We start from the raw sequence: 11487 nt of genomic DNA on the forward strand, positions 1-11487 counted from the left end.
GGAAAATAAATGAAAGTTTAATGTATCTAATGATTAATGATTCAGGCATCTCAAAAGATTTATTACTTTATAAAATAAGAGAACCACTCTCAACACAAATGATGAAAAGAATCATAAAAGATGATGATGTTATAATTGACATAGGGGCTAATCTCGGGTATTATGCCTTACTGGAGGCAAAATTTGCAAGGAACGGTAAGGTTTTTGCAATTGAACCCGTACCCTCCAATGTAGATTTACTTATAAAAAATACTAAATTAAATAAGTATTCAAATATTAAAATATTTCAGTACGCTATTGGAGATAAAAACGGCAAAGAAAAAATGTATATTTCGAATAAATCAAACTGGGCTTCATTAACAAAAATTAGTGATACAAATATTATAAATGTATTAGATGTTCCGGTAATAACGTTAGATACTTTTGTAAAAAGGTTTGTTGATAAGTATCCTACATTAGTTAGGATGGACGTAGAAGGATATGAGTACAATATAATTAAGGGTGCAAAAAAACTTTTAGAAAGCAATAAACCTTTAAGACTATTTATTGAATTTCATCCTCATTTAATTTCTAAAGATAAAATAATGTACATTCTACATATTATGGAAAAAAATAATTTCAAAATTGAAGCAATTTACAAAGAAATCGAAATGGGGCTATATAATAAAATAGAATTGCTAAATAAAATTCTAAAAAAAGCGGAACCTGGAATACAATATGGAGATGTCAAAAATTCTCCTAATACTTTATTGACTTTTATTGAATTAGAGTGGCCTGTAATTTGCTTTTTTAAGAGGTAAGTTTTAACCCTTTTGAATATAAATTATGAATTTATAATTTCATTTTTATTAACCAAAGAATAATTTATTTATACTCTTTCTAGCCTAAAAAATGCATGAGAACATTTATAGAGGAATTTAAATGAAAGACATCCCAGATAAAGTGGATATTGTTATTCCTGTGAAAACAAAAGAGAACATTAAGAATGAATTTATAGAGAGCGTCTATAAAGAAATTCCTGTCAACAAATTGATCATCATAGAGGGTGGAGCATTAAGCACGGCAAGGAAAAAAGCATACGAGATGGTTTCAACAGAATGGTTCGTATTTCTCGATGATGATATTTTGATAGGCAAAGATTGGTGGAAAACAATGACCAGCCACATAGATGATGACACGGGAGCTATAGGTGGCATGATTGCCCAAATGCACCCCCACCTTGGACCCTATACGGAAACCGTCTGGATGTTTCGCAACCCTAGCAAATTAGGAAACCCAGGAATTAATAACTGTCTGATGCGAAAAGAGGTACTAAAGGGTTACAATCCTCCTAAAATTTTTTGGGGTGAAGATCAAGTATTATACCAATATGTCACTAAGAAGTGGAAATGGAAAAAAGTGAGAGTTAATGGCTTTCACTATATAAAAATGCATAATATGATTCAACTCGGATATATTTACAATAAACTCAAACTGTATCCAAAAAGATGGGTTGTTCGAAGGTTTTTCCAGATTCCATTTGTATCCCTCTTCGTTGCTATAAAATGCCACAGTTTGAAAACTGCCTTTTGGTTAGCAAGTCATTATCTCGAATTTTTAGTAGGATGGACGAAAGGTCTATATAGCTAGCTGTTAAGTACACTTTAGGTAATCTGGTTGGATAAGAGTAGACAAATAGTTGTATATTTTGGTAAATGCATTTTGTATTTTACATTTGCTTGCTACTTATCATCAATTTAAAAGATCTATTTAGTTTGATGTGTTTATATCAAATTTGGCATTAAAATTATATCAAAGAAGAAAATTTTTTATAGTATATTGATTACAAGAAAGAAGGTTAAAACCTTTTGAATGTATATTTTAGTGTAATTTTTAATGACCGGATGTGCAAATTTGAGAGCCCTAATAATCGGTTTGGACGGTGCAACATGGAACATACTTCTACCTTTGGTTAAAAGGGGTCAGTTACCAAATATTGGAGGGCTCATGGAACAAGGTGTTTGGGGAAATTTACAAAGTACCTATCCCTTCACAACTTCCCCCGCATGGAAATCCTTTTCTACGGGTAAAAATCCGGGGAAGCTTGGTCTGTTTAGTTGGTGCAGTTTCGATATTAAAAACCTCGAATTAACTGTTATGGCTTCTGATCCTTTTCGGAGTAAGGAAATTTGGGATTACTTAGGGGAGCTGGGATTAACGTCCGGTGTCATAAACCTTCCCCTCTTGTGTCCCCCAAGAAGGATAAAAGGTTTTATAATTTCCGGTTTTCCTATGTCTGATTCCGCTGATTACACTTTTCCAAAAGATTTAAAAAAGACTATAGTTGAAAAGTATGATTATAAAATAAATCCTAGTGGATATACTCTTGATCCAAAGTATCAATTGGCTAGAAAAAATATACTCGTTTCAGAGGTGGAGGAACTTATTAAAAAAAGATTTGAAGTAACTAAATATCTAATTAAACTTTATTCGCCTGATTTTGTTCACACAACCATTTTTTACACCGATGCCATACAACACTTTTTCTGGAAAGAAATGGAAAACAAAGACAAAAGATTTGGTGGAGTTATTAAAAATATTTGGAAAATGATCGATTCAGAAATAGGAAAACTACTTGAACAGCTTGAAGAAGATACCAATGTTTTAATAATGTCCGATCATGGTTTCGCAGGCTTAAAAGCAATCTTTTCCCCGAATAACTGGTTCTTGGAGAATGGATATTTGAATCTATCCATTTTTAACATCTTACTAAACAGGCTCAGACTATCTAATAAGAAAACATCAAATATTATACGCCAAATAGGCCTAGACAAGATCGTGAGGCGAATCATATCCAAAGAAAAATTAACTGATCTCCAGCAAAAGATCATTCCACCAGAGGTTTCAGGTCCAAAATTGATATGGCAGGTGGACTGGGGCGCAACCAAGGCCATTTGTGTCGGGGAATGCGGGATATTCTTAAATCCAGAACTCGACCAAAAAGAGTACGAAACACTAAGAACACTACTAATCAAAGAAATAAAGATGATAAAAAATCCGAAAACAGGGGAAAACCTGATGGCTGATGTTAAAAGGAAGGAGGAAATTTACCACGGAGAACATCTAGAACTGGCACCAGACCTAATTTTAATACCCAACGATGGATACAGAATATACGACAGTCTAATGAGAAGTAGCTGGGATTACTCCGGAAACCCTTGGTCAGCTTATCACACACTTCAAGGCATATTTATAGCGTATGGTCCAGACATTAAAAATGGATATTGGATAGAAAACGCCACCATTTACGACCTAGCTCCCACAATACTTCACATGTTTAACGTGCCAATTCCTACAAGCATGGATGGCAGAGTCTTAACCGAAATATTCCAAGAAAGCTCAGAGTTAGCCAAAAAAGAGGTTCTATATCGGGATGTGGAGACAGAAAAAATTGTCATAAAAGAAAAAATCAGAAAATTAAAGAAATTAGAAAAAATATGAGAATAATAGCTAATTTCTAAATTTGTTAAAATTAAACTGCCTGATAACTCTCTTAGAAGCATATATTACTTTTTGGTTATGTTCTTAGATTTATTTTATGTCAAAAATTTTTAATAGTCCAAAGCATCTAAGTGTTAATTATAATTAATTACAAGGTGTTTAAATTGCCTAAAAAAGATAAAAAATTTACAACTGTTTCAATACCCACACCGCTATTTAAAAAAGTTCAAGAAAGAATCAAGGACACCGGTTTTACATCCGTTTCAAGCTACGTAACATACGTGCTTCGTGAAATTGTAGCTGAAGAAGAGGAAGAAGAAGGAGAGCCCTTTACCAAAGAGGATGAGGAGAGAGTAAAGGATAGACTCAGAGCCCTAGGATATCTAGGCTAACCCCCATTCAATTGAGAAGGTTTCATATATGCCCAAACCTCATGGTGGAAAACTGGTAAACCGGGAAATACCCGAGCATCAAAAAGAAAAATTCTTAGAACAGGCAAGCGAACTTCCCATCATAAACATTAATGAAGGACTAGCTAAAGATGTGGAAAACATAGCCAAGGGGGTCTTCAGTCCCCTAGAGGGCTTTCTCTTGGAGGAGGACTATTCCAGTGTTCTAGATGAAAAAAGATTAGCCGACGACTTGCCTTGGACAATACCAATAGTCTTAGATGCCCCAAGTAATTTTAAAATAGGATCCGGTGACACTATTATCCTCTCGTACGAAAACGGGACTCTAGCATTAATGCAAATCGAAGAGGTGTACAAATATGACAAAGAGGAATTCGCCCAGAAAGTCTACGGAACCACGGACACTAAACATCCCGGGGTAGTCAAGGTAAATGATTTGGGAGACCGTCTTTTGGGCGGAAAGATTAATCTTATAACTGAAATGAAAACCCCTTTTTCAAAATATAATCTAAGGCCGGTAGAAACTAGGATACTATTTAGGGAGAAAGGGTGGAGAACCATAGTCGGATTCCAAACCAGAAATGCTCCCCATCTGGGACACGAATATGTGCAAAAGACAGCTCTAACCTTTGTTGACGGAGTATTCATCAATCCCGTTATCGGAAAAAAGAAGGCGGGTGACTTCCGGGATGAAGTTATACTGGAAGCCTACGATGCTCTGATAAAAAACTACTATCTAAAAGACCGTGCCGTCATGAGCATTCTACCCTTTGAGATGAGATACGCTGGACCAAGAGAAGCAATATTTCACGCCATTGTAAGGAAAAACTTCGGATGCACCCACTTCATAGTAGGAAGAGACCACGCTGGGGTGGGCGACTTCTATCCACCGTACGCCGCACAAGATATATTCGATGAATTCCCAGACCTAGGAATAATCCCACTGTTTTTCAAAGCATTTTACTACTGTAAAAAATGTGGCAGCGTTGTAAACGAAAAGACCTGTCCCCATGAGGAAGAGCATTGCATAAAATTCAGCGGAACAAAAATACGCGAAATTCTCATCAGCGGGCGCTATCCTCCAAAGGAAATGATGCGTCCAGAGGTTGTCGACATAATTCTGCGGTCGGGAAACCCATTTGTGGAGTAAAGAACAGATGTTTTCCTCTGAATTGGGTGAGCCAGAGATTAGGTGTGTTAAAAACTATAAAAAGGGGTTAATAATTCACCACTGGGATACAGATGGCATATCTTCAGCAGCGCTGTTTCTCGAATACTTGGAAAAAATGGGTGAAAAATTGGTTGTTCAAAATTTTACTCCTATTATTGGCAACTACTTTCTTGAGGACCAGGAAATAAATGAAATAAGTTCACAAAACTATGATTTTATAATAGTGGCTGACATAAATTTTCCAAAAAATAACATTTTAAAACTAAAAAATGTCTCAAAAGCAGAATTATTTTATTTCGACCACCACTTTCAAGAAAAAATAAGTGAAATCTATCACCTTAATCCCATAATTGAGGGAAAAAATGGTGAAAAGTATCCCTCTACCTCTTGGATTGTCAACAATTATTTAGGCAATTCATTAAATATTTGGGCAGTGCTTGGTGCGGTGGGGGATCACGAAATCAAACTCAAAGACAAAAGAAATATTTACCTTGCGGTAAACGAGTTCATTGAAAAACTGGAAATCTCCTTTGAAAACCTTCTGAGAATGGTGGAGCTAATAGATTCTAATTACAAAGTTGGAGATAGAAAAGGGGTGCTCAACGCACCGTACGTGTTGTTAAAAAATGATTTGAAAGCAATTCTAGAACATTCAAAATGGAATAAAAATTTCGAAAAACTGAGAGAAGCTGTGGAGGAACATGTCGACAAACCGCCGATCCGCATAGAGGGTAAAATTCTAATATGGGAGATAAACACCCCCTACAATATAACGTCTACTATCACAAGGAGGCTCGCCTGGAAAAATAATGGCAAAATAGTGGTTGTTATCAATAGAGGCTGGTTTAAGGATCGAGACCAAGTCTACGTAAGAACTGGAAGCAATTTTTTTGATTCCCAGAAAATTATAGATTTTGCCAGAGGCTTGGGATACAGCGCGGGTGGCAAAAAAGAGGTTTTTGCAGCAGTTGTGCCCAAGAACGAAACAGAAAAATTTCTAGAACTCATATTATCGAAGTTAGGAGAGTCCCGTTAGAGATGTCAAAAAAGGTATTGATTATAGGTTTAGATTGTGCGGCGCCAGAACTGGTTTTTGAAAAATTTCTAGATGAACTGCCAAATATCAAAAAAATGACAAATCATGGTGTCTTCGGCAAACTAAAATCCTGCATTCCCCCAATAACCATTCCTGCTTGGATGGTTATGATGACCAGCAGAGATCCCGGAACCCTCGGCTTATACGGGTTCAGACACAAAAAGAGCTACTCTTACGATGTATGGATAGCCAGCTCCCGAAACATAAAACACAAAACCATTTGGGACATCATATCCGAAAAAGGACTCAAATCCTGTGTGGTCGGTGTGCCTCCAAGTTATCCACCCAAGCCAGTTAACGGATGTCTGGTCTCTTGCTTTATTACTCCTGATGCCACTAAGGATTACACTTATCCCCCTGAGTTAAAGAAAGAGTTAGAAGAACAGTTTGGTGAATACATATTTGACGTAGAGTTTAGAACAGAGAAAAGAGATGAGGTCTTAGAAAAAACGTACGAGATGACCAAACAACACTTTGAAGTGATAAAGTATCTGATAAAAGAAAAGGATTGGAATTTTTTCACTTTCGTAGAAATCGGTTTAGACCGAATACACCACTCCTTCTGGAAGTTTTTTGACAAGAAGCATCCAAAACATGTTCCCAACAACAAATATGAAAATGTGGTCAAAGAATACTACAAATATCTAGACCAAAGGATCGGGGAAATACTAAACATTATAGACGATAATACCATTGTGCTACTGGTTTCAGACCACGGTGCTAAAGGAATGAAGGGTGCATTTTGCATCAACCAGTGGCTAATGAGAGAAGGATACCTAAAACTGAAAACGGAACCGGAGAGGGGGGCAAGAATAGAAGAATCCCAGATCGATTGGAGCAAAACCAGAGCATGGGGGTGGGGAGGCTACTACGCCCGAATATTCATTAATGTTGAAGGCAGAGAACCCCAAGGAACAGTAATCCCCGAAGACTATGAAAAAGTACTAGACGAACTAATAGAAAAAATAAAAAACATTAAGGGAGAGAATGGGGAGAAGTTCGATAATAAGGTTTACAATCCTGAAGATATTTATGAAGAACTCAACGGTGATTACCCCGACTTAATAGTTTACCTCGATGATCTATACTGGAGATCCGCAGGCACCGTCGGATACGACACCCTGTACCTGCCCGAAAACGACACCGGACCGGATGACGCGGTGCACTCCGAGTACGGAGTATTCATCCTCTACGATCCAACAAAAAAATCCGGCTCAGAACTCCAAAACCTTAACATACTCGACGTAGCCCCCACGGTTCTCAGCATTATGGAGGTACCGATTCCCAAAGAAATGCTGGGAAAAGCCATAACTTGGTGAACAATATTGAGAAAAGGATTCGCAGTTTGGCTTACAGGCTTGCCAGCAAGCGGTAAAACCACCATAGCACGAGCTCTAGAAAAGATTTTAAGAGAAAAGAAATTAAATGTGGAGGTTCTTGACGGGGATGAGGTGAGAATGAACCTAAGCCCCGACCTAGGTTTCACCAAAGAGGATCGAGAGACCCATGCCAGGAGGGTTGCCTATGTAACCAAACTTTTGGTGAGAAACGGAGTAGCAGTAATTGTAGGCTTAATATCGCCCTTCAGAAACTTCCGTGAACAAGCCAGAAAACAAATAGGCAACTTCGTTGAGGTCTGGGTAAAATGCCCCATAGAAGAGTGCATGAAACGAGATCCAAAGGGTCTCTATAAAAAGGCAATAAATGGAGAAATAAACGACTTAACCGGAATTCAAGATCCCTATGAAGAACCGTTAAACTCTGAGGTAACCGTGGACACATCCAAAGAAAGCCTAGAAGAAAGCGTAAATAAAATAATCAAAAAACTGGAAGAATTGAAATACCTTACCACTTCACACACCAGCTAACAGATTTATCCAACTTCGAGATTTTTTTTGAGATTCAGAGGTGGTAGAAACCGTAACAGTGGAACCTTAACAACATGACACAGTAATGTATCAAAATTTATAAAAGTTCGAAATCATCAAAAAATTTTTTCTTAGAATCTCGAATGATGATTGGAAGCTTAAAACACTTATTCCTTAAAAATTTCAAGGGCTTCCTTAGGGTCCAGTATTTCAATATACTTGTTTAAGGCTTCTCTTGCTTCTCTTTTCAGAAGGTGGCGTTCATCCACTGTTACAAAGGCTTCAGCATCCTCATCTATGGCTGTAGCTAGGTGATGGAAGTCAGCAGCACCGATTCCCAGCTTTCGTTTTAATTCGCGAAATTCAAATATTAGATTGAGAGTCGTGTTAACATACGGGTGGAATGGTAAGATTATCAGATTGAAATTTTTCTGCACTGAAAGTTCAGCTGCGTAAATTTTCTCAATGGGCATTGTGGTGGAAGACGCGAGAGCCCCTGGAAATTCGATGAGAACAAGGGAGGATGTTACTGCATTGCTTTTGGAATCTCTGATAAGGTCTGCTATTCGAACAGCTTCTTGATTGTATTTTTCTCCCCTCTTCTTAATCGCGGCGACAAGCACCCCTGTATCGAGTGCAATATTCAATACTTTCTACGCTCCCTTCGAACGATGTCTGCTGCAGTTATTTCCTCCTCAAAATACGGCTCTAGTTCTTCTGCTAACTCCGCAAGGCTCTTGGATTTAACCCATACAGGCACTTCGAATCCTAGGCTCTGAGGGGATTTGAGAAAGAAAATGTTTACCCTTCCCTTCCTGACGTAGTCGACTTTTCCACTTCCGATCAATTGGTGAAGCTTACCATTCGCAGTAGCCCACGAAACTCTTAACCTTTTAGCAATTTCATCAGGAGTTTTTGGCCCCTCAGAAAGAATCTCCATAATCCGATTTGCCGTATCATCCATATTAACACCAATAGTAAGATATATCTCAGAATATATAAACATATGCATAGGCATTCATTTCACGAGCCATCCATCGCCCTCGGGAGATATCCTAGCGATCAATTAAATTTAGATGGAAGTTAAAACTTTTTGAGGAAAGTGTGTCCTTGAATCTTTCCCTATATAAAACGCTTATACACTTTTGTCCTCCAATCTGATGAACAAGAGAGAAAACATACAGAACAAGTCTTCCGAAGAAAGATTATTCAATAATGCTTGCGAAATAATTAATAGTCAGCTTAATCTAAAATCTATAAATATATTTCAATTCTTAAGCCTATATTTCCAGTATAAAAACCATGGAAATAAATTATTAAATACACTTGACAGAATTCTCACAAAAGTCCTTTAATCATTTAGAAGAGGAGCATTGATAGAGAGTTGAGAGCATTAATACCTGCGGCGGGGCGTGGAACACGTCTCAGACCTCAAACAAACACGAAACCCAAATCCCTCCTCCGTGTAGCCGACAAACCAATCATAGGGCACATCTTAGACAACCTAAAAACCACACAAATCAAAGAAGTGATTGTTATACTGGGCTATATGAAAGAACCAATCGCAGAATACCTCCAAAAAAACTACTCAAACCGCTTCAAATTCATTTTTGTTGAGCAAGAGCCCCGGCTCGGACTGGGACATGCGGTTTATGTGGCTAAGGAACAGGCAATCGACCAGCCCCTAATGATCCTCCTAGGAGACATGATATTCCTGCAAACATACAAAGACATGCTTCAAAAACACAATAAAAACGGGGAATGCGAAGCCTCAATAGGAGTAAAAGAAGTAGACCAACCCCAAAACTATGGAAACGTAAAAATAAAAAACGGCAAAATCACCAAACTTGTCGAAAAACCAAGCAAACCCCTATCAAATCTGGCAATATCCGGAGTCTACATCATAAACGATACCCCACTACTCTACAAAGCCCTAGAAGAAATAATGAAAAAAGGGGTACAAACCAAGGAGGAGTACCAATTAACAGACGCCCTACAAAAAATGATAGATTGGAAATCACATCTTAAAACTTTCAAAGTTGAAAAGTGGTACGACTGCGGAAGAAAAAACACCCTACTCGAAGCAAACCGAATAATACTCCAAGAAAAACACAAAAACCACACAAAACTAACACACAGCCAACCAGCAAACACCATAATAATCCCCCCAGTAGCAATAGCAGAAGAATGCAGAATCGAAAACTCCGTACTAGGACCATACGTATCAGTAGCCGAAAACGCAACAATAAAAAACTCGATAATAAAAAACACCATAATCGGAACACACGCACAAATAGAGAACACCAACCTAACCAACACCCTAATAGGAGACGAGGCAATCGTCAAAGGAACCCTACTAGAACTGAATGTAGGGGACCACGCATCAATACACCTAACATACTAGAACTGAATGTAGGGGACCACGCATCAATACACCTAACACTAACCGAAACCATTTTTCCGATCTAAGAACCATTAAAGATAAAGTTAAGAAAATATGTTCTACGGATCTTAGTGCTAACCTTTAGTGCCTAGCATGTTTTTTGGTAGAAGCTTTCTAGAGGGATTGTTATTTTTCCGCCAAGCTTAAATATATGCACATATATGTGCACATGTGACAAAAACGATCTCTCTCTCGGATGAAGCGTACAAACTTTTAAAAAGTATCAAAAGAAATGACGAGAGCTTCTCAGACGTCATAAAGAGACTAGTAGGGAAAAAAGGCAAACTAATTGATGTACTAGATTTGTATCCCGAATTAAGTGATGTACGGGAGTATGAGGAAGCAGTAGGGGCGATTAGGAAAGAAATGGATAGAAGGCTGGAGCATGAAATGTATTGACACAACTTACTTTGTAGACCTCATTAGAAGGCCAAGTACTATTAGGAAGCTCACTACAAAACTTGATGACGAGGGTGTTCATGCAACAACAGCTCTAAATGTTTACGAGGCATTGTTTGGGGCTTACGCAGTAAAAGATGATGAAAAAAGAGAAAAGATAATAAACAAACTAAGAGGAGCCCTTGAGAGATTAGAAGTTTTGAGTTTTAGATATAGTGACGCAGTCCTAGCTGCAAAAATAGCAGGAGAACTGGCGAGAGATGGAAAACGCGTTGGCGTCGATGCAGTTGTGGCTGCAATTGCTATAAACAACGGTTGCAGAGCAATAGTTACAAAAAATGAAAAACATTTTATATGGATTATGGAAATTACCGGATTGAAGGTGGAAACGTACTAGTCCTTCTGATTAAAAACTAAAAAGGTTTTTCAAGAAAGCTGGAATTCCGTTTCTGGTTTGCGTATCTAAAGATGCATAATCGAGGAGAACACCATGAAAGACACACGGAAACCCAGTATGATGAGGTGAGAGCTTAACTAAAGCCTATTGCCAGCAAAGCCGGCTCACCTACCGTTGTCCGAAACTTACCCATTTAGGACACCGCCTAAATGGTGTTCGGTTC

Annotated in this window: 13 protein-coding genes; 11 read left to right on the forward strand and 2 right to left on the reverse strand. The window is 37.9% G+C overall.

Annotation, left to right across the window (positions count from 1 at the left end):
* From ACUVXA_RS09480 to cysC, 8 genes are all read left to right on the forward strand, one after another.
* On the forward strand, positions 1-800 hold an 800-nt coding region (locus ACUVXA_RS09480; protein WP_445871014.1), incomplete at its 5' end, for an FkbM family methyltransferase.
* A gap of 121 nt (positions 801-921) precedes the next feature.
* Positions 922-1629: a glycosyltransferase family A protein gene (locus ACUVXA_RS09485; protein WP_445871015.1), complete on the forward strand. Its 708-nt coding sequence runs from the start codon at positions 922-924 to the stop codon at positions 1627-1629.
* A 246-nt stretch (positions 1630-1875) separates the two neighbouring features.
* Complete coding sequence (locus ACUVXA_RS09490) at positions 1876-3480, forward strand: alkaline phosphatase family protein (RefSeq protein WP_445871016.1); 1605 nt, start codon at positions 1876-1878, stop codon at positions 3478-3480.
* 164 nt (positions 3481-3644) lie between these two features.
* A complete protein-coding gene (locus tag ACUVXA_RS09495) occupies positions 3645-3872 on the forward strand; it encodes a CopG family transcriptional regulator (RefSeq protein ID WP_445871017.1) in 228 nt (75 codons plus the stop codon).
* A 28-nt stretch (positions 3873-3900) separates the two neighbouring features.
* Positions 3901-5040: a sulfate adenylyltransferase gene (sat, locus tag ACUVXA_RS09500; RefSeq protein ID WP_445871018.1), complete on the forward strand. Its 1140-nt coding sequence runs from the start codon at positions 3901-3903 to the stop codon at positions 5038-5040.
* Positions 5041-5047: 7 nt separating this feature from the next.
* Positions 5048-6097 carry a DHH family phosphoesterase gene (locus ACUVXA_RS09505; RefSeq protein ID WP_445871019.1) on the forward strand — a complete coding sequence of 350 codons (1050 nt, stop codon included), beginning with the start codon at positions 5048-5050 and terminating at the stop codon, positions 6095-6097.
* 2 nt (positions 6098-6099) lie between these two features.
* Entirely contained in the window at positions 6100-7476 is a 1377-nt protein-coding gene (locus ACUVXA_RS09510) for an alkaline phosphatase family protein (protein WP_445871020.1), read from the forward strand.
* Positions 7477-7482: 6 nt separating this feature from the next.
* On the forward strand, positions 7483-8025 hold the full coding sequence (gene cysC, locus ACUVXA_RS09515; RefSeq protein ID WP_445871021.1) for an adenylyl-sulfate kinase: 543 nt from the start codon (positions 7483-7485) through the stop codon (positions 8023-8025).
* Positions 8026-8192: 167 nt separating this feature from the next.
* Here the strand turns inward: cysC and ACUVXA_RS09520 are convergent, their stop codons facing one another.
* Positions 8193-8672, reverse strand: coding sequence for a type II toxin-antitoxin system VapC family toxin (locus ACUVXA_RS09520; RefSeq protein WP_445871022.1), 480 nt, complete (start codon positions 8670-8672; stop codon positions 8193-8195).
* The gene (locus ACUVXA_RS09525) at positions 8669-8989 is read right to left on the reverse strand and encodes a winged helix-turn-helix domain-containing protein (RefSeq protein ID WP_445871023.1); all 321 of its coding nucleotides are present in this window, start codon (positions 8987-8989) and stop codon (positions 8669-8671) included. Before ACUVXA_RS09525 ends, ACUVXA_RS09520 begins: the two co-directional genes overlap by 4 nt.
* A 420-nt stretch (positions 8990-9409) precedes the next feature.
* Here ACUVXA_RS09525 and ACUVXA_RS09530 point away from each other — a divergent pair, with 420 nt between their 5' ends.
* From ACUVXA_RS09530 to ACUVXA_RS09540, 3 genes are all read left to right on the forward strand, one after another.
* Positions 9410-10429: a sugar nucleotidyltransferase gene (locus tag ACUVXA_RS09530; protein ID WP_445871024.1), complete on the forward strand. Its 1020-nt coding sequence runs from the start codon at positions 9410-9412 to the stop codon at positions 10427-10429.
* A 210-nt stretch (positions 10430-10639) separates the two neighbouring features.
* Entirely contained in the window at positions 10640-10867 is a 228-nt protein-coding gene (locus tag ACUVXA_RS09535; RefSeq protein ID WP_445871025.1) for an antitoxin VapB family protein, read from the forward strand.
* Positions 10854-11264 carry a type II toxin-antitoxin system VapC family toxin gene (locus tag ACUVXA_RS09540; protein ID WP_445871026.1) on the forward strand — a complete coding sequence of 137 codons (411 nt, stop codon included), beginning with the start codon at positions 10854-10856 and terminating at the stop codon, positions 11262-11264. Before ACUVXA_RS09535 ends, ACUVXA_RS09540 begins: the two co-directional genes overlap by 14 nt.
* The last annotated feature ends 223 nt before the right edge of the window (positions 11265-11487 follow it).

The sequence above is a fragment of the Candidatus Jordarchaeum sp. genome, from assembly GCF_052745115.1.

Coding starts and splice junctions, on each gene's coding strand:
- ACUVXA_RS09525 (WP_445871023.1), bottom strand. CDS start 8,989: ATGGATGATACGGCAAATCGGATTATGGAGATTCTTTCTGAGGGGCCA.
- ACUVXA_RS09485 (WP_445871015.1), top strand. CDS start 922: ATGAAAGACATCCCAGATAAAGTGGATATTGTTATTCCTGTGAAAACA.
- sat (WP_445871018.1), top strand. CDS start 3,901: ATGCCCAAACCTCATGGTGGAAAACTGGTAAACCGGGAAATACCCGAG.
- ACUVXA_RS09490 (WP_445871016.1), top strand. CDS start 1,876: ATGACCGGATGTGCAAATTTGAGAGCCCTAATAATCGGTTTGGACGGT.
- ACUVXA_RS09510 (WP_445871020.1), top strand. CDS start 6,100: ATGTCAAAAAAGGTATTGATTATAGGTTTAGATTGTGCGGCGCCAGAA.
- ACUVXA_RS09505 (WP_445871019.1), top strand. CDS start 5,048: ATGTTTTCCTCTGAATTGGGTGAGCCAGAGATTAGGTGTGTTAAAAAC.
- ACUVXA_RS09540 (WP_445871026.1), top strand. CDS start 10,854: ATGAAATGTATTGACACAACTTACTTTGTAGACCTCATTAGAAGGCCA.